Below are 16,859 nucleotides of genomic sequence, written 5' to 3' on the forward strand. Positions count from 1 at the left end.
ATATTCATGAAATTTGCCAAACTTGCAGTAACGACCCTTGCTGCTTCCCTTCTGCTTCACGGACAGGCCCGTTCGCAATTTATCGTCAGCGACCCTGTAACAGAAACACAAGCGACCTTAACAGCGCTTTCCAATGCGGCGATCCTTGAGAGGTCAATCGAGACGCTCGCTACCACGATTGAAATGGTGACAATTCTAACGTCGTCATTCGCTGTCACGGGACTGCTAAGCTCACTTAACCAAGGAAATCACTACCCGTCGAGCAATAAGCTGGAGGAGCAGATGTTTGATGCTCGGGCGCCAGCTTCGATTATGGCCCGTAACATTGCGAAGGACCCAAATCGGATAGTCAACGGCACCGATTCAGAAGCGAAACTGTTACAGGGACAAATCGCCGGGGCCGCCAATGCCGCAGCTATTGCAGCCGACACTTTGGGCATGATGGACAAGCGCCTTAAGGATAACGCCGGCACGCTTGGTCAGCTTTCCCGCTCGGGAAATATTATGCAGGCCACCGTGACCAACGGTCTGGTCCTCAAGCAGATTCACGATGCGATGATCCAAAATGTCCAGGCCACGAGTCTGCTGACAATGGCCACTGCACAAGGGAGCCTTCACGCCGTGGAGGAGGCCGCCACGCAGCGTCGCGAACATCAGGACACCGCTAATATGTTTAGCATCCTCCCGTAAACCACACAGAGTTCATCAGGCTCAGCTGCGCTGATCAGGGACACATCAGGCTCACGCCATGAATTTTAAAATTCCCGCGCCATTCACGACTATACACACGATCTTTCATGGGGCCTTCACGTCCGGGCTGCACAAAGTGCTTGAAAACGTCCAAGCGGCGGTCAGTGCGCCTCTGGTTGCGTGTGTCACGCTCTGGATAATAATCCAAGGCTGTCTGGTCATGCGTGGTCAAGTCGATGCGCGCGGGGGTATCTCGCGCGTAATCATGGTGTCGATTGTCGTCGCCCTTATCTTAGGGCAGGCCAACTATCAGCAGTACATTGAAGCGCTCTTCGACGACACGATTCCGAGGTTGGCTCACGACATCAGTGGCAGCGACTTGCCCTTCATCGGAATCCCCCAGAAGCTCGATCTTATGTTTGCTTCAAGCCAGTATGTCTTTCAGCTGATTGCTTCCGAAATTGGGCCTATGAACGGCCAGGACATACTTGCTTTCGAGGGAGCGCAATGGATTTTCTACGGCGCGCTGTGGACAGCGTTCGAGATCTACGATGCCGTTGGAATTCTGACGAAGGTGCTCTTGACGATCGGCCCCCTGGTCCTTGTAGGCTACCTTTTTGATCACACTCGAGACATAGCCACCAGATGGATCGGCCAACTGCTCTCGTACGGGCTGCTGCTTCTCCTCCTCAACATCGTTGCAACGATAGTAATCGCTGCCGAAGCAGTCTCGCTGGCAGCCATGCTTTTGATGATCAAATTCTCGGGCACGACAGCAGCCAAGATCATCGGGCTTTACGAGCTCGACATGCTTTTCCTAGCTGGTGACGCTCTGATCGTCGCGCTTCCGACGATCGCCAGCAGCATCGCCGGCGGCTCTTGGGGAGGTGCGAACCGACCTCTTAACAGCCTCAATCGCCACTTTGCCAAAACGGCGGGTGCTTAATCAATCGACAAGCTCGGTGCCAAAAACATGAAATATTGCCTACTTCTGTCAATCCTCGCTTTGGCCGCCTGCAAGACGAGCCATGGGCTTGCGACATGCGCGGGTGCCCCATTCCAACTGAACGTGGGACAATGGGAAACCACCCCTGAGGATCTTCGGGTCGAATGCGCGGAAGAGCCAAAGTGAAAGTTCCTGAACATGCCCTTCTGGTGGAGAGAGAAACGCTAGCCGCCCACTATAAGAAGGTGGAAGCGTTTCAAACTTCACGAGCGAAGTCTGCGCGGCGCCTGTCAAAGGCCCTGATAGCCTTTGCCGCAGCGGCGGTCCTAGGAAATGTTGCCCAGGCATTTACCATTGCTGCCATGGTCCCGTTGGCCAAGCTCGTACCTGTGTTCCTCTGGGTCCGGCCGGATGGGACCGTCGACAGCGAAGTGTCAGTCTCTCGACTGCCGGCAACCCAAGACCGAGCCGTCATAAATGCTTCGCTGTGGGAATATGTACGCCTGCGCGAGGGGTACACAGCAGATACAGCCCAATACGCCTATGACCTCGTATCCAGTTTCAGCGCGCCGGCTGTGCGACAGCAATATCAAGATTTCTTCAACTATCCCAATCCCACCTCGCCGCAAGTCACGGTCGGCAAACGCGGCAAGCTCGAGGTCGGGCATATTTCTTCAAACGACATCAGTCCGGACGTTCAACAGATCCGTTACAAACGTTCGCTTGTTGTCGATGGGCAGATGCCGATAGTGACCACCTGGACAGCTACCATCCGCTACGAGCGCTTGACGGGTCTGCCTGGGCAATCGAGGCTCACCAATCCGGGAGGTCTACTCGTCACTTCCTATCAAAGCTCGGAAGATAGCGTATCGAACCTGGGCTATGTGCAGCCATGACAAAAAGAGCGTTTCTCGCGCTGGTCTGTTCACTCTTCTTAACGATGGAAGCGTCCGCGGAAGACACACCACTTGCCGGCAAGCACGATGCGCGCATGCGCTACCTGGCTTACCGTCCTGACGAAGTGGTGCGCCTGTCTACCGCAGTGGGGGCAACGCTGGTTGTCACATTCGCGGCCAACGAGACAGTCGCAGCCGTGGCCGTTTCCAATAGCAAAGACCTGGCTGCCCTCCCGCGCGCCAACTATCTCTTTTTTAAGGCTAGCCGGATGCTCCCGCCGCAGCCGGTCGTCGTGCTGGCCGAGAGTGAGTCCGGTACACGGAGATACGTCTTCAGTATTTCAACGAGAGCGATGCCAAAACTCGATGAGCAGCAACCTGACCTATACTACAGCGTGCAGTTCACCTATCCTGCTGATGAGGCTGCTGCTCAGAGAAAGGACGCAGAAAGGCGCTCGATTCTTGGTCAGGCCCGGGCGAAAGTGCTGCGCGACGAGAGAGTTCAGGATTTGTTGAATCGGCCCGCCGCAACTACCAGTCCGGACGAAAGCAATTTTCACTACGTCGCAAAGGGCGATCGATCGCTGGCGCCGCTGGAAGTTTTCGATAATGGCTTTACCACCGTATTTGGCTTCGCAAGCAATTCCCGCATACCCTCCCTCTACATTATCAATCCCGACGGCAAGGAAGCCGCTGCCAATTACACGGTCAAAGGAGACTATGTTGAAGTATCCGCAGTCGCCCGGGAATGGCGTCTGAGAGATGGCAATACGGTCTTGTCCATTTTCAACAGGGCTTATGACCCTGTGGGACGAGCGCCAGGGACCGGTACAGTGACACCCGACGTGTGGCGCGTTTTGAAAGGCCCGGCCGATGAATGAAACCGGCCCACAGTCGGGACAAGATGTCCATGCCTCAGGATCGATGGTCTCGGAGCCGGCCCGCCGGCATGTTTCGGGATTGCAGAAGTTGGCCGTCGCTGCTCTCGTTCTCATCTCATCTCTATCGCTCATCTGGCTCGGCGGTCGTCCCAGCACACAAGACGAGCCAACTCAGCCAAAACCTCCAATTGTCGCCGACGCCGAGCCATTCCGCCCCGTGCCGATTGAGATTGCTCCCGAAGCTCCAGCACCCGTACAGGCGGCGCAGGCAGGAGATCCTGCGCCATCCACGCCGCCTCCGACGCCAGCTGATCCGCCGCCGGAGGAAACACCAATTTTCGCCTACAGTGGCAGCGGTCAAATGCCCAACGACGGTCAGCGGAGCGAAGACAACCATAGGGATGCTCCCGCGACCTCGCATGAGATTTCAGACGCTGGCGATCTGACGGGGCGATTGAAACCAGATATACAGGAGCCAAGCCGGGCCACACTTTTGCCGCACCCTGATCTCGTGATTACCCAAGGAACGATAATTCCCTGCATTTTGCAAACGGCAGTCGACACAAATTTACCGGGTTATGTGAAGTGCGTCTTACCTAAAGACGTCCGCGGCGCCACCAACAACGTGGTGCTTTTGGATCGCGGGACGACCGTGATTGGCGAGATCCAGCGTGGTCTCCAACAGGGGGATGCGCGTGTCTTCGTGCTGTGGACGCGCATCGAAACGCCTGACCATGCCCTCGTTTCGCTAGCGTCGCCGGGCGCTGACGAGCTCGGCCGCTCCGGAATGCCTGGCACGGTGGATAATCACTTCTGGCAGCGCTTTGGCGGAGCAATGCTCATGAGCGTCATTCAAGGCGCGTTTCAGGCCGCCGGTCAATACGCTGGCAGCTCAGGTGGAGGAAGCGGCATCAACAGCTTCCAGAGCAACGCCGGACAAGCCGTTGACACGACCCTTAGAGCAACGATCAACGTTCCGCCAACTCTGAAGAAAAACCAGGGAGATGCTGTATCCATCTTTGTGGCTCGGGACCTCGATTTCTCAGATGTATACGATCTTAGACCGATCGCCGTGGCGCCAGCCCCCCAACATCGCCAACGCCGGAGAGACAACAATGCGACCGGAGGCTGACCCCCAATTGCGTTTGCTTCTCAACCCTGTTTTGAAATGGCTTGAGGAGCCAAGGACCGAAGAGGTCGCTATCAACCGGCCTGGGGAAGCCTTTGTCCGACAGGCCGGCGTTTTCACGAAACATCCGCTGCCGCTATCTTATGACGATCTGGAGGACATCGCGATCCTCGCTGGAGCGCTGCGCAAGCAAGATGTCGGACCGCAAAGCCCCCTCTGTGCGACTGAGCTGCCGAACGGAGAGCGGCTGCAGATCTGTTTGCCGCCCGCTGTTCCCTCAGGAACAATAAGCCTGACGATACGGCGTCCCTCAAGTCGTGTGACCGAACTCAAGGAAGTTTCTTCTCGCTACGAATACTCGCGTTGGAATCAATGGCGGTCACGAAAGGAGCGCCAAGAGCGGCAGGACGAAACGATTCTTCAGCACTACGACCATGGTGACTTGGAGCAATTTTTGCGAGCATGCGTTTGCGGGCGGCTCACGATGCTGCTTTGCGGACCTACTGGAAGCGGCAAAACGACAATGAGCAAGACTTTGATCAACGCTATACCCCCGCAAGAGAGGCTGATAAGTATCGAGGACACGCTCGAACTTGCAATCCCGCACGAGAACCATGTCCGATTACTCTATCCGAAGGACCGAGCAAGCGTAGGTGCGGTGACAGCCGAGCAACTGTTGCAAGCCAGCTTGCGCATGCGCCCTGATCGAATATTGCTTGGCGAGATGCGCGATGATGCTGCTTGGGCCTACCTTAGCGAAGTCGTCTCCGGCCATGCGGGATCAATATCAACGATTCATGGGGCGGATCCGGTCCAAGGCTTTAAAAAGCTCTTTTCACTCGTCAAGAGCAGCCCGCAAGGAGCTGCTGTGGAAGACCACACGCTTCTTGACCTGCTGTCGGCTGCCATTGACGTCATTGTGCCGTTCAGTACCCACGGCGACGTGTATGAGGTGGGGGAGGTGTGGCTCGCCGCCGATGCCCGGCGACGCGGAGAGACAGTAGCCGACCTTCTTAACAAGCACTAAGGCTAGAGCTAGAGCACGTCGGGGATCGGTAAGTCGTTTGTGATACGATGGCGTAATTTGTTCAGATTGAACGTCCACTTTGATTTGAAGGAGGTGGATAATGGGAGGAGGACTGGGCGTAGACCTTCGGTCACAAGTCTGAAGTCTTCGGGCGCCCTGTCGGCGCGGCAAGTCGCGGCACGATTCGACTGGGTGTATCGAGCGCGTCCGCTGAATTGCGCGGGCGACGCTCACCGATCTGGTGCCGATGCCTGCTTCAAAAGCGGCATCGACACCCGGCAGGTCGTACCCTTGATTTAGCTAGCCGCGCTCAATGAATGTCTTCAAAGCCGCCGAACGTGGTTCGGAATGACCGGTGGTAAATCGGGAAGTGCCATATAGGGAATCTCCTGGTATTGCCTCCAGGGGGTCCTCTCAATGAACAAAGCCGCAACCTGCCCTTGCGACCTCAGCTGGAGTTTGCGACGCAACCCATAGGAGGATCGATGCGCAGAGAAATCGCAGGCAGAGTCGGTGGCATTGTGGGCTGGCCGACCGACGGTTTCAGCCCGTCAACAGGTCTTCACGTGTTCCATCCCCGACTATTGCAGGCGTGCGGCTTGCATGCTCCCGCGATCACCCATCGGAAAGAGCGTTACGAACACTACGAAGAGTTGCGCGACTTCCGCTGTCGCCCCGGTCTTACAGCGGACGGTGACCTGTCCGACCTTGATAGGACGTGAAATGCGAACGCTGCTCATTGATCATCATGTGGATCTTACGCGCGCTGTGCGAGTTGCGCTCGGGGATAGCGGTTTTGCCGTTGATGTAGTTGGCAACCTGGAACAGGCATCGAGGGCATTTTGTTGCGCAACCTATGAAATTCTCCTGCTGGAGTTGGCTCTGCCAGATGGCGATGGCTTGGGCTGGCTGAGACAGCTAAGGAGCAACGGGCATTCAGTTCCAACCCTCATTATGAGTAGCATCAACGATCTCGAGAAGCGGATTGCAATTTTCAACGGTGGCGCGGACGACTTTCTGCTCAAGCCCGTCTCTTTCGATGAGCTCATCGCCAGAATGAGAGCCATTCTGCGCCGGTCGACACAGGTGACCGACCCCATCGTTGTATTTGGCAATCTCAATTTCGATCCGATCGGCCGACAGGTTTCCGTCTCGGGTCATCCTCTGAAGATCGCACGCCGCGAACTATGTATTTTAGAGCATCTGCTTATCCGTGCAGGCCGCATCGTGCCTCGTGCGCAGTTGGAAGATCACCTCTATTCGTTCAACGACGAGGTATCTGCCAACGCGCTTGAAGTCGGAATCTATCGCTTACGTGGACACCTGAGAAGGTCAGGTGCAACGCCACGTATCACGACCATGCGCGGCATTGGTTACATTCTTGAATTGACTGAGGCGGCATCCGCATAGTTGGTCTAAATTGAAAGAACAGACTGCCTGCCCGTCGTCAGGGTGAGCTTGTGGCCATAATGGACATCGCGGCCGCCCTTGACGATGGTGTCGGCATGCGGTTCGAACGGCTCTGTCGCAAACCTTTTTGTAAGCGAGCATGGCAAGAAAAACGCCTCAGCTGTGGAGGAGCACGTGATGTTCAAGGGCCGCCATTTCGACCAGGCTATCGGCTTCAAGTCGCATGCGAACGACGTGGTTATCCTCTCCGGCATCGAGATGATCCACATGATGGGCAAGCGACAGGCGAGGTATGCCTACAAGGCTGTCGATCGCTGTTTCGATCTCCTCGCTGCCTGACGGACAGGCCGAAATGGCCGTTCACAACCCCATTTCCAGGTTTGCGACAGAGCCTTTTGTCGGCGTTGCCGGCTTCGAAGGGCCGGTGCGCGCCGAGCGGATCAAGATCACCCCCGGCCACCTTGCTGCGGCCACTCGCCGAGTACGAAGCGGCGGCCGGAGGGAGCTGGTGATGGCGACCCTAGATCATGACCTGCTGATCGCAATCCTGGATCGGCTGAAGTTGACGGCGATCCGCGACCAGCTCGACACGCTCATGTCGAGCAAGATCGCGCAGTTCCCGTTTGTCCGCGAACTCGACGGCTTCGGCTTCGACGCGCAGCCATCGGTCTGCTTCAGCCAAACGTATTCATAGGTATGGGACAGGCTGCTATGTCCGCCACCCACGCCTGCTCCGAGGCCCTCCAGGGCAATGGTCTGAGACCTGGGCTCAAGCCCTTCGGCGAGGAGGATGAGACGCCGCTGGAGCTCGGGTGCAAGCGCTGCAACGCCCGCTCCGAGGCCCCACAAGGCCGTAGCGCAGTCGTCGGGGTCACGAGGCCCCTCGGCCATGACGACGAGACGCTGCTGGAGCCCGGTTGCAAGGGCTGCCACAGATGGCCTGAACCTGAATCCGCCTTTCTTGAGGCGTTGCGACTATCATCGCGGCGACACGCAGCTCTTGATTTGTGTGCGAAATCCTCAGCAGATCCATCGGGCTGAGCCGCTCAGCAATATCAACGAGAATGTCCAGCGGCAGATCAAGGATACTCAGAGGAGGAAACGCTCTTGAGGCTCAGAGCGCGTCTGCTCCACTATAGATCAGGGTGATTCACCGGGTCCTTCAACGCCAGCCGCCGGTTCCGATGAGAGAATTGTCCCTGATATCACGCTCGATGGAGTTAAATGCCGAGATGGGCGCCTTGCCACGCTCCTCAATGCCCCTCATGATTCACCGCCAATAGCTACCAACTGAATGAATCATCGTGATTGTGGCGCAGCGGAATGCTCAAGGATCGGGCAGTTCGTAGGGGGCGCCGGTTTGACCAGGTTGAGCCCGCGAATTGCTCGATCAGACAAGATCCTAATTCTCGACCATGCGGTGAGGCTCGAACGAGATCCTCGGGACGCACTCCAAGGTTTCGATCATGTTCGGCACACAAGGAAAGGGCGGCATTGCTGCCGCCCTGTCCGCTGTAAGTTGATAGGGGCTGGATTAAAAATCCATACCGCCCATCCCGCCCATGCCGCCCATACCGCCGCCGCCCATGCCGCCAGGCATGCCGCCGCCAGCCGACTCCTTCTTGGGAGCCTCCGCGATCATGGCTTCGGTGGTGACGAGCAGGCCGGCGACCGAGGCCGCGTCCTGGAGGGCAGTGCGAACGACCTTGACCGGATCGACGATACCCATGGCGATCATGTCGCCATACTCGCCGGTCTGGGCGTTGTAGCCGTAGGTCGCGCCCTTGTTGTCGAGGATCTTGCCGGCAACGATCGAAGCTTCCGCACCTGCGTTCGAAGCGATCTGACGGGCCGGAGCCTGCAGTGCACGACGAACGATGTTGATGCCGGCAGCCTGGTCGGCATTGACGCCGGTGACCTTGATGTTGGCCGAAGCGCGCAGCAGTGCGACGCCGCCGCCTGCAACGATGCCTTCTTCCACGGCCGCGCGGGTCGCGTTGAGGGCGTCATCGACGCGGTCCTTCTTTTCCTTGACTTCGACTTCCGTCGCGCCGCCGACACGGATCACCGCAACGCCGCCGGCGAGCTTCGCCAGACGTTCCTGCAGCTTCTCCTTGTCGTAGTCCGACGTGGTCTCTTCGATCTGCTGCTTGATCTGGGCAACGCGGCCCTGGATCTCGNCCGCGACGCCGCCCGCGAGCTTCGCCAGACGTTCCTGCAGCTTCTCCTTGTCGTAGTCCGACGTGGTCTCTTCGATCTGCTGCTTGATCTGGGCAACGCGGCCCTGGATCTCGGCCTTCTTGCCGGCGCCGTCGACGATGGTGGTGTTCTCCTTGGAGATCGACACCTTCTTGGCGCGGCCGAGCATGTTGAGGCCGACGTTCTCGAGCTTGATGCCGAGGTCTTCCGAGATGACCTGGCCACCGGTCAGGATGGCGATGTCTTCCAGCATGGCCTTGCGGCGATCACCGAAGCCCGGCGCCTTGACGGCGGCGATCTTCAGGCCNCGGCTTGGAGGTCTGCACGACGGCTTCGAGAACCGGCAGCATGGCCTGGAGGTTGGACAGCTTCTTCTCGTGCAGTAGGATGTAGACGTCCTCGAGCTCGGCAACCATCTTGTCGGCGTTGGTGACGAAGTAGGGCGAGAGATAGCCGCGGTCGAACTGCATGCCTTCGACGACTTCCAGCTCGGTCTCGGCGGTCTTGGCTTCTTCAACCGTGATGACGCCTTCATTGCCGACCTTCTGCATCGCTTCGGCGATCATGGCGCCGACCGACTCGTCGCCATTGGCCGAGATCGTGCCGACCTGGGCAACTTCCTCGGAGGTCTTGATCTTCTTGGCAGCCTTGCCGAGAGCCGCGACGACTTCGGTCACGGCCAGGTCGATGCCGCGCTTCAGGTCCATCGGGTTCATGCCGGCGGCAACGGCCTTGTGGCCTTCCTGGACGATCGACTGCGCCAGGACGGTCGCGGTCGTGGTGCCGTCGCCGGCGATGTCGTTGGTCTTCGAAGCAACTTCGCGGACCATCTGCGCGCCCATGTTTTCGAACTTGTCTTCAAGCTCGATTTCCTTGGCGACGGTGACGCCGTCCTTGGTGATGCGCGGTGCGCCGAACGACTTGTCGATGACGACGTTGNTCGATTTCCTTGGCGACGGTGACGCCGTCCTTGGTGATGCGCGGTGCGCCGAACGACTTGTCGATGACGACGTTGCGGCCCTTGGGGCCGAGCGTGACCTTCACTGCGTCGGCGAGGATGTTGACGCCGCGCAGCATGCGCTCGCGGGCGTCGCGGGAGAATTTTACGTCTTTAGCAGCCATTTTTTAGCTCCTGGCAGGGGGCTTGCGATCAAGCCCGAAATTAGTTGACGGTGAGGCCGATGATCAGCCGATGATGCCCATAATGTCGGATTCCTTCATGATCAGAAGGTCTTCGCCATTGAGCTTGACTTCGGTGCNCGGGACCAGCTTGCCGGCTTCGTCGCGAGCGCCGGAGCCGACGGCGATGATCTCGCCTTCCTGCGGCTTTTCCTTTGCCGTATCCGGGATGATGATCCCGCCGGCGGTCTTGGATTCGGATTCGACCCGGCGTACGACCACGCGGTCATGAAGCGGGCGGAACTTCGACTTTGCCATTTTTTCTTCCTCGAATGAGAACGGTGAGAGCTGTTCCTCGATCCGGCGGTGCCGGATGTGCGTTAGCACTCACCTGGGGAGAGTGCTAACGTGCGCTGAAATAAGCGCGTGGCTTTCGAGAGTCAAGGCGAACGGTGAGCACAATTGTGCCAATTGGAGCCGTGCCGCGATCCGACGGCAGACCCTACCGGCGCCGCGGCGATTTAAGCACCAGAAGCGGACAGCGTTCAGCCAGCCCATAGGTCCCTGTCGGCGCGAGGCGGACACTGTCAAAAAACCGGCTCGCCTCTTCGACCAGCGTCGCCGCCGGGGCGAAACTGTAGACAGTCTGCGAATTCGCGTAGACATCGATGGTGCCGATGACCGGCATCTCCCATCCGGTCGTCGCGGCAAGGGCCTCCCGGTCGGCAAACAGCGCATCGAAGGCGTCGAGGATCGCCCGCACCGGAATGGCGCGGTCGGGATCGCCGCCGGCACAAGCCATGGCAATGCGCCATTTGAGTTCGTGGAAGGTCGCGACACCACCGGACAGCGTCAGCGCCCGGACCTCCTGCAGATCCTCCGGCACCTGAGGGCTTGCATAGGCGCGCAATGCAGCCCGCCCACCGGACTTCAGCACACGCGCGATCTCGGCAAGCAGCGCCTGCCGTGCAACCGAGGAGTCCAGCGCCGACAGGCAGCCGTCGCCGATCACCGCCCCGGCGCTTTCGTCGCCCAGCGGCAACTCCAGCCAGTTGCCGATCACCGCCTTGCGTGAGGCGGTATCGCCCGGCCAGATGCCCGATATCATGGCAGTGGACTCGTCGATCGCGAGCATGGTCCTTCCGAGGCCGGCAAGCTCCGGCGTGACCCCGAGCAGCACCACATCGACTGATTGCAGGCTAAGTTCGCGCTCATAGGCGGCGACAGCTTCCGGGGGCGGACACAGCGGCGACCCGAGAAGCCGCCAATGACGGCGAATTGCGTCCCAATGCTCAGTCATGCGGAACGGTTTGGGGAAAGGCTGGACATATTTCCTTCCAGGCTGTTGGTTGCCTTGCGAGTTACCTCATGCAGGAAAGGCCATGGCCCGCATTGCCGTCATAACGCATGAATTTGACCGCTTCCAGAGCCGGCGGGGCCTCCTGCTGCGCCAGGACAGCCCCTACATGCTGTTCGACGTCCTGGCGGAGCTGAAACGGCGCGGTCACTCCGTGCAGATCATGCGTGGACCCTCGGCAAGTCATAACGCCGATATTGCCGTCCTGCATGTCGACGCGACAGTGACGCCATCGGACTATGTCGACTACGCGCGCGGATTTCCGATTTGTCTCAATCTTGGTGCAACCGACATTTCCAAGCGCCGCATCAGCGGTGCTATCCTCGAGGAGGGTGCCAACTGGAGCGGCCAGGTCATCGTCAAGAGCAACCTCAATCATTGGGGGACGCCCGAGGAGCAGCTCAACCGAAAATCCGTTCGCGCCGGCAAGGCAGTGCCTTTCCCGGGCGCGCAGACCTTCGACCGTTATCAGGTGCATGCCTCGCTGGCCGATGTGGCGCCGGAGATTTTCAGGCGTGCCGACCTAATCGTGGAAAAATTCATTCCCGAAATCGAGCCCGACGGGTTTGCGGCGCGGTTCTGGATATTCTGCGGCGATCGGGAGCGCTGCACCCGCTATGTCTCGCCGCAGCGCCTGGTCAAGGGCGACGACACCATCCGCCGGGAGCCGGTTGCGGTTCCCGACGAATTGCGCGCCTTGCGTCGGAAGCTGGGCTTCGACTATGGCAAGTTCGACTTTGTCGTGCATGAGGGCAGGGCCGTGCTGCTCGATGCCAACAAGACCCCAGGTCGCGCCAGGAACCTGTCGAAGATCGTTGCCGCCGGCACCGCCAACCTGGCCGACGGCTTCGAAAACCTCATCCACCAGACCGGACGGGGCCGAATAGGGCGCTAGAGGAACAGTCCCAACTGCGTATGGATGATCGACCGGTAGTCCTCGATGGTGTGGCGGCTTTCCTCCTGGTTCTGGGTCAGCGCCATGCGCACGACGCCGCCGGCCAGTTGGAAGATCAGGAAAACCATACGGCCGAACTCATTGCGTCGCTCTGGCGCGAGAAAGGGGCCGACATGGTCGCAGAACATCGTCGCCTGGCGCCGGGTTTCGGCGATGTCGAGATTCTTCAGCGCCTTGTCAGCCTGGATGGCGTTTTGCAGGTCCTGAATGGCGGGGTCGCCGGCGACGCGCTCATAGTAGTCGTCGAGCAGCCGGTCGGCCGCAGCGATAACGTCGCTCAGCCCGCCGACGTCGGCAACGATCGCGGCAAGCCGGGCGCGGCTCACTTCGGAGAATCGCTCGTAGAGCATCGCCAGGATCGCCGACTTGTTGGGGAAGTAATGATAGACGGTGGCGATCGGCCCGCCGGCCTGTGCGCCGACTTCCTTCATGGTGACGGCGTCGATGCCTTTCTCGCCGATCAGCCGCATGGTCGTCGACAGGATGGCGTCGATGCGCTCGCGGCTGCGCTCCTGTTTGGGCCTGCGCCTCGGTTCGGTCGTCATCTGCACTGCTTCGTTCATGCCGCCATCCTCTCGATCGCCCAGACCATTCGATCGCCAAGACCATCCCCAGCCTTGTTGGTGCCAAGTCCCGCTACTGATTGACAAACGAATATGATCGAGTATCAGTTTCTAAATGCTGACAGACTGTCAGTTTTTCTGCCGTCAGGCAAGGACGTTGGGAGGCGACCGTGACTTCTGCTGGTAACGCGGATGCCGGGAACGGCGACTGGCTGGTCGGCAACCCCACTGGGGCGCAACTCGCCTCGGCATTGTGGATCGGCTCGGTCGGGCTGCTCATTCTCGGGCTGCAGCCGGTGCTTCTCGGCGCGCTCTACACCGAAGGGCATGTCAGCGGTGACGAACTCGCGCTGGTCGCCACGGCGGAGATGATCGCCATCGGCATCGGATCGGCGGCCATCGCCATGATGCTGTCCGCCCACAATATGCGCTTGAAAAGTGCCGTCCTTCTGCTCTTGCTGGCGCTGGCTAACTGCGCGACCGCCTATGCGCTGACCTCGACCTCGCTGATTGCCGCCCGCGCGGTGGCAGGCCTCGCCGAGGGTGGGCTGGTGGCGGTCGCCACGGAACTGATCGCCCGTTCACGCCGGGCCGAGCGCATCGGCGGCTTCTTCGTCACCCTTCAGACCCTGGCGCAATGCGCCCTTGCCCTGCTGCTGGCGCTTTACGTCATCCCGGCCGCCGGATCGGCGGGCGGCTTCATCGTTCTTGCCGTCGTCTGCATCGCCTCGGTGGCCGTCGCCTTCATCGTCCCCGATAGCTATGCCGACCTGCCCAAGGAGGAACAGTTCAGCAATGTGCTGACCGTTCCTTCGCTTGCCGCTTTGCTGAGCGTCTTCTGCTACTTCATGTTCTTCGGCTCGGTCTGGGCGTTTCTCGAGCCACTTGGCGCACAATACGGCATCGATGGCCGCACCGTCGGCCTGATCGTCTCGGCCAACCTCGCATTGCAGGTGCTGGGCGCAATGACGGCTACCGTCTTCGAGGCGCGCATCGATTACCGCTTCGCCATCGTGGCGATCGGCGTGGTCGCCGTCGCCAGTTCCGTGATGCTCGCCGGCAGCCCCGGCCTGACGGTTTTCTGGGTCGCGGCCTTGATCATGGGCCTCATCCTTCTGTTCATCGTGCCCTATCAGATCCGGCTGGCGATCACCGCCGACGAGACGCGCACGGCCGTGCTTCTGGTGCCGGCGGCCCAGCTTTTCGGTCTGGCGATCGGCCCGGTCGCGGCATCGCTGCTGATCGACGGCAAGGATTTTCGGCCGGTGCCGGAATTTGCCGCCGCCAGTGCTGCGGCCAGCGTTGTGCTGCTCGGCCTGTTCGTCCTGATCGCACGGCGCCGCCGCGCCATCGCCTGAGACACGACCGGGGGAGCATCTCCTCGATGCTTGACTAAGTCAAATAAATGACCGATCGTTGATGGGGCAGGAGGCTTCCCATGACGATCCATCATCAACCCGGCAAGGAACGCATCGACGCGGTGCGGGCTTTCAACCGCTTCTACACCCGCCAGATAGGTCTGCTCGACGAAGGCCTGCTGAAAAGCGCCTTCTCGCTGACCGAGGCGCGGGTGCTCTACGAACTGGCGCATCGCGATGGCCTGACCGCCAGCGATCTCATCCGCGATCTCGGCCTCGACGCCGGTTATGTCAGCCGGCTCCTGAAGAAGTTCGAGCACCTGCAGCTGATTGCGCGCGCGCCGCTGGCGTCGGATGCGCGGCAGTCGTCGATCACGCTGACGCCGGTGGGGCGGCAGGCCTTCGCGCCGCTGAACCGGGCTTCGCACGACCAGGTCGCGGCCTTGCTGGAGCGGCTTCCTGCTGCCGAACAGGACCGGCTGGTCAAGGCCATGCAGACGGTCCAGCAACTCCTGGGCGACAGCCCGGAGACCAAAGTGCCGTATATGCTGCGCCCCTTGCAGGTCGGCGACATCGGCTGGGTGGTGCGCCGCCAAGGACAGATCTACGCACAGGAATATGGCTGGGACGAAACCTACGAGGCGCTGGTCGCCGAAATCCTCGGCGCCTTCGTAAAATCCTTCGATCCAGAATGGGAACGCAGCTGGATTGCCGAGCGGCAAGAGGAGGTAGTCGGCTCGGTCTTCGTCGTGCGCAAGTCCGACGAGGTGGCAAAATTGCGCCTGCTCTATGTCGAGCCTTCGGCGCGCGGCCTCGGCATCGGCAAACGGCTGGTCGAGGAGTGCATCGGCTTCGCCCGCGCCAGGGGCTACAAGACGCTGACCCTGTGGACCAACGACATTTTGACCGCCGCCCGGCACATCTATGAGAGTGCGGGCTTCAGGCTGGTGGACGAAGAGCGCCATCACGCCTTCGGCAAGGATCTGGTCGGCCAGAACTGGAAGCTGGAGCTGTAGCGCCTTTTCACCGGAAGAAGGCAAGATCGCGCGCAAACGCTCTCACACTCTAACCGGAATCCATATCTCCAGCCCGCCATTGCCACTGCGCGGATCGAACTCCGGGCCGTAGCGTTCGAATTCGGGGCCGTCGGCTATATCGTGCCCCGAGGCCGGCAGCCATTTGTTCCAGATCGTGTTGACGGTGCGGCGGATCGTGGAGATGTGCTCGGCATGGGTGAACACGGCGTATTTCTGCGCCGGCACCCGCACCCGCGAAAGCTCCTTCGGCAGGTCCGAGAAATCCGAAACTTCGACGCCGGCGATATAGTCGAAATTGCCGGCATCGTCGCCGTTGACGCAGACGCCATAGGCGACGTCGCCGGTCTCGCCCGGAATGTTGCCGATATAGGGACCGAAGCGCTGCCACTGCATCGGAATAGCCGCGCTGGCTTCGCAGCTGTAGCGCTCGCCGAGGCCGGCAATGAGGAAGGGATGGCCGGTCTCGAAGCGCGGCGGCGGCAGTGAGGCGAGGAAGGACTGGTCCATCAGGATCGGCTCCACCAGGTCGAGATTGCTGAGACTGCCCTGCGCGCGCACCAGTTCCGGCGTCGTGCCGAACTGATCGCGGAAGGCGCGGGTGAAGGCTTCGTGCGAGGCGTAGCCGGCATCGAGCGCGACCGCGAGGATGTCGGGCGCGCCGGAAGCCAGCTTGCGCGCCGCTTCGGTCAGCCGGCGCGCGCGCATATAGCCCATCACCGAACGGCCGGTGGCGGCGCCAAAGGCGCGCGTCACATGAAAGCGCGAGACGCCGCTGCTTTGCGCGACATCTTCAAGCGAGATCGCTTCCGGCAGATGGCTCTCGACAAACCACAGCGCTTTCTCGGTCGGGTTCATAGGTCTCCTCGCATTTGGCGGCACATTTTGTCGGCTTTTTGCGAGGCCAGTTTGATCGAAATTGCGCCTGTCGTAAAATCGAAGGGCGCTGGTCGACTGTGGCAGGTCACCATCGTGGAAAGCCGTTGCTGGGCGGCCTCGGCTTGGCTCGCTGGGACAATATCTGGGCGCGCTAGGTGCGGGCACCACCCTTGCCTATGCGCTGTGGAACCACCGCCGGCTCGATGCCTTCGCCGCCGGCGAAATGCCGCCGAAAGCCTAGGTGTGCCGGTGGCGAGGACGCGCAAGACGACCTTTCTTCTCACGGCGTTCTCGACGGCAATTCACGTCTCGGTCGGGAAGTCATCCGCAACCGTCATTGCCTGTGCCATGACCGCATCTGCATGCTGCCATCCCTCTTTTTCGGCTCTGGTGCAATGCGGCGCCTTGAATGGTAA

The 16,859-nt window shown here is 60.1% G+C and carries 18 protein-coding genes and 1 pseudogene; 13 read left to right on the forward strand and 6 right to left on the reverse strand.

The features are described 5' to 3' along the window. Positions 1 to 6: 6 nt before the first annotated feature. From X757_RS164315 to X757_RS1000000169340, 10 genes are all read left to right on the forward strand, one after another. A complete protein-coding gene (locus tag X757_RS164315) occupies positions 7 to 690 on the forward strand; it encodes a type VI secretion protein (RefSeq protein ID WP_023673704.1) in 684 nt (227 codons plus the stop codon). A gap of 58 nt (positions 691 to 748) precedes the next feature. After that, the gene (locus tag X757_RS164310; RefSeq protein WP_023673703.1) at positions 749 to 1,636 is read left to right on the forward strand and encodes a type IV secretion system protein; all 888 of its coding nucleotides are present in this window, start codon (positions 749 to 751) and stop codon (positions 1,634 to 1,636) included. Between the two features lie 27 nt (positions 1,637 to 1,663). After that, positions 1,664 to 1,822, forward strand: coding sequence for a type IV secretion system lipoprotein VirB7 (locus X757_RS1000000166030; protein ID WP_081726271.1), 159 nt, complete (start codon positions 1,664 to 1,666; stop codon positions 1,820 to 1,822). Then, complete coding sequence (locus tag X757_RS164305; protein WP_023685154.1) at positions 1,819 to 2,532, forward strand: type IV secretion system protein VirB8; 714 nt, start codon at positions 1,819 to 1,821, stop codon at positions 2,530 to 2,532. Before X757_RS1000000166030 ends, X757_RS164305 begins: the two co-directional genes overlap by 4 nt. After that, positions 2,529 to 3,413 carry a TrbG/VirB9 family P-type conjugative transfer protein gene (locus X757_RS164300; RefSeq protein WP_023673701.1) on the forward strand — a complete coding sequence of 295 codons (885 nt, stop codon included), beginning with the start codon at positions 2,529 to 2,531 and terminating at the stop codon, positions 3,411 to 3,413. Before X757_RS164305 ends, X757_RS164300 begins: the two co-directional genes overlap by 4 nt. Further along, positions 3,406 to 4,545 (forward strand): type IV secretion system protein VirB10, encoded by a 1,140-nt coding sequence (gene virB10, locus X757_RS164295; protein ID WP_023724799.1) that lies wholly within the window; start codon positions 3,406 to 3,408, stop codon positions 4,543 to 4,545. The genes X757_RS164300 and virB10 overlap by 8 nt, the downstream gene beginning before the upstream one ends. Beyond that, positions 4,529 to 5,569, forward strand: coding sequence for a P-type DNA transfer ATPase VirB11 (virB11, locus tag X757_RS164290; RefSeq protein ID WP_023673699.1), 1,041 nt, complete (start codon positions 4,529 to 4,531; stop codon positions 5,567 to 5,569). Before virB10 ends, virB11 begins: the two co-directional genes overlap by 17 nt. A 723-nt stretch (positions 5,570 to 6,292) precedes the next feature. After that, positions 6,293 to 6,979, forward strand: coding sequence for a response regulator transcription factor (locus X757_RS164285; RefSeq protein WP_023673698.1), 687 nt, complete (start codon positions 6,293 to 6,295; stop codon positions 6,977 to 6,979). A gap of 177 nt (positions 6,980 to 7,156) precedes the next feature. Continuing rightward, positions 7,157 to 7,318 (forward strand): hypothetical protein, encoded by a 162-nt coding sequence (locus tag X757_RS1000000167650; RefSeq protein WP_373432818.1) that lies wholly within the window; start codon positions 7,157 to 7,159, stop codon positions 7,316 to 7,318. Positions 7,319 to 7,331: 13 nt separating this feature from the next. After that, positions 7,332 to 7,673 (forward strand): hypothetical protein, encoded by a 342-nt coding sequence (locus X757_RS1000000169340; RefSeq protein WP_023724802.1) that lies wholly within the window; start codon positions 7,332 to 7,334, stop codon positions 7,671 to 7,673. A 177-nt stretch (positions 7,674 to 7,850) separates the two neighbouring features. Here X757_RS1000000169340 and X757_RS1000000169615 read toward each other — a convergent pair whose 3' ends face one another. The 4 genes and pseudogenes from X757_RS1000000169615 to X757_RS164270 form a co-directional block, all read right to left on the reverse strand. Beyond that, a complete protein-coding gene (locus tag X757_RS1000000169615; protein WP_081726270.1) occupies positions 7,851 to 8,072 on the reverse strand; it encodes an F-box protein in 222 nt (73 codons plus the stop codon). A 441-nt stretch (positions 8,073 to 8,513) separates the two neighbouring features. Then, positions 8,514 to 10,300: pseudogene (locus X757_RS1000000165570) on the reverse strand (chaperonin GroEL). 63 nt (positions 10,301 to 10,363) lie between these two features. Further along, a complete protein-coding gene (locus tag X757_RS164275) occupies positions 10,364 to 10,615 on the reverse strand; it encodes a co-chaperone GroES (RefSeq protein WP_023724803.1) in 252 nt (83 codons plus the stop codon). Between the two features lie 184 nt (positions 10,616 to 10,799). Continuing rightward, positions 10,800 to 11,597: a class I SAM-dependent methyltransferase gene (locus X757_RS164270; protein ID WP_023724804.1), complete on the reverse strand. Its 798-nt coding sequence runs from the start codon at positions 11,595 to 11,597 to the stop codon at positions 10,800 to 10,802. Positions 11,598 to 11,679: 82 nt separating this feature from the next. Here X757_RS164270 and X757_RS164265 point away from each other — a divergent pair, with 82 nt between their 5' ends. Beyond that, complete coding sequence (locus tag X757_RS164265) at positions 11,680 to 12,549, forward strand: hypothetical protein (RefSeq protein WP_023689545.1); 870 nt, start codon at positions 11,680 to 11,682, stop codon at positions 12,547 to 12,549. Here the strand turns inward: X757_RS164265 and X757_RS164260 are convergent. Beyond that, the gene (locus X757_RS164260) at positions 12,546 to 13,172 is read right to left on the reverse strand and encodes a TetR family transcriptional regulator (RefSeq protein ID WP_023682986.1); all 627 of its coding nucleotides are present in this window, start codon (positions 13,170 to 13,172) and stop codon (positions 12,546 to 12,548) included. The genes X757_RS164265 and X757_RS164260 overlap by 4 nt on opposite strands. Before the next feature lie 170 nt (positions 13,173 to 13,342). Here X757_RS164260 and X757_RS164255 point away from each other — a divergent pair, with 170 nt between their 5' ends. Beyond that, positions 13,343 to 14,530 carry an MFS transporter gene (locus X757_RS164255; RefSeq protein WP_023724805.1) on the forward strand — a complete coding sequence of 396 codons (1,188 nt, stop codon included), beginning with the start codon at positions 13,343 to 13,345 and terminating at the stop codon, positions 14,528 to 14,530. Positions 14,531 to 14,610: 80 nt separating this feature from the next. Then, positions 14,611 to 15,546, forward strand: a complete 936-nt coding sequence (locus X757_RS164250; RefSeq protein ID WP_023724806.1) for a helix-turn-helix domain-containing GNAT family N-acetyltransferase — start codon at positions 14,611 to 14,613, stop codon at positions 15,544 to 15,546. A 42-nt stretch (positions 15,547 to 15,588) separates the two neighbouring features. Here the strand turns inward: X757_RS164250 and X757_RS164245 are convergent, their stop codons facing one another. Next, the gene (locus tag X757_RS164245; protein ID WP_023724807.1) at positions 15,589 to 16,422 is read right to left on the reverse strand and encodes an AraC family transcriptional regulator; all 834 of its coding nucleotides are present in this window, start codon (positions 16,420 to 16,422) and stop codon (positions 15,589 to 15,591) included. Positions 16,423 to 16,859 lie beyond the last annotated feature (437 nt).

It is taken from the genome of Mesorhizobium sp. LSHC412B00 (assembly GCF_000503035.1).
Lineage (GTDB): Bacteria > Pseudomonadota > Alphaproteobacteria > Rhizobiales > Rhizobiaceae > Mesorhizobium.

What these genes read in the sequence shown, in the direction of transcription:
- X757_RS164315 (WP_023673704.1), top strand. Translation starts at nt 7, where the DNA reads ATGAAATTTGCCAAACTTGCAGTAACGACCCTTGCTGCTTCCCTTCTG.
- X757_RS164270 (WP_023724804.1), bottom strand. Translation starts at nt 11,597, where the DNA reads ATGACTGAGCATTGGGACGCAATTCGCCGTCATTGGCGGCTTCTCGGG.
- X757_RS164250 (WP_023724806.1), top strand. Translation starts at nt 14,611, where the DNA reads ATGACGATCCATCATCAACCCGGCAAGGAACGCATCGACGCGGTGCGG.
- X757_RS164260 (WP_023682986.1), bottom strand. Translation starts at nt 13,172, where the DNA reads ATGAACGAAGCAGTGCAGATGACGACCGAACCGAGGCGCAGGCCCAAA.
- X757_RS164265 (WP_023689545.1), top strand. Translation starts at nt 11,680, where the DNA reads ATGGCCCGCATTGCCGTCATAACGCATGAATTTGACCGCTTCCAGAGC.
- X757_RS164245 (WP_023724807.1), bottom strand. Translation starts at nt 16,422, where the DNA reads ATGAACCCGACCGAGAAAGCGCTGTGGTTTGTCGAGAGCCATCTGCCG.
- X757_RS1000000166030 (WP_081726271.1), top strand. Translation starts at nt 1,664, where the DNA reads ATGAAATATTGCCTACTTCTGTCAATCCTCGCTTTGGCCGCCTGCAAG.
- X757_RS1000000167650 (WP_373432818.1), top strand. Translation starts at nt 7,157, where the DNA reads ATGTTCAAGGGCCGCCATTTCGACCAGGCTATCGGCTTCAAGTCGCAT.
- X757_RS1000000169340 (WP_023724802.1), top strand. Translation starts at nt 7,332, where the DNA reads ATGGCCGTTCACAACCCCATTTCCAGGTTTGCGACAGAGCCTTTTGTC.
- X757_RS164310 (WP_023673703.1), top strand. Translation starts at nt 749, where the DNA reads ATGAATTTTAAAATTCCCGCGCCATTCACGACTATACACACGATCTTT.
- X757_RS164285 (WP_023673698.1), top strand. Translation starts at nt 6,293, where the DNA reads ATGCGAACGCTGCTCATTGATCATCATGTGGATCTTACGCGCGCTGTG.
- virB10 (WP_023724799.1), top strand. Translation starts at nt 3,406, where the DNA reads ATGAATGAAACCGGCCCACAGTCGGGACAAGATGTCCATGCCTCAGGA.
- virB11 (WP_023673699.1), top strand. Translation starts at nt 4,529, where the DNA reads ATGCGACCGGAGGCTGACCCCCAATTGCGTTTGCTTCTCAACCCTGTT.
- X757_RS164300 (WP_023673701.1), top strand. Translation starts at nt 2,529, where the DNA reads ATGACAAAAAGAGCGTTTCTCGCGCTGGTCTGTTCACTCTTCTTAACG.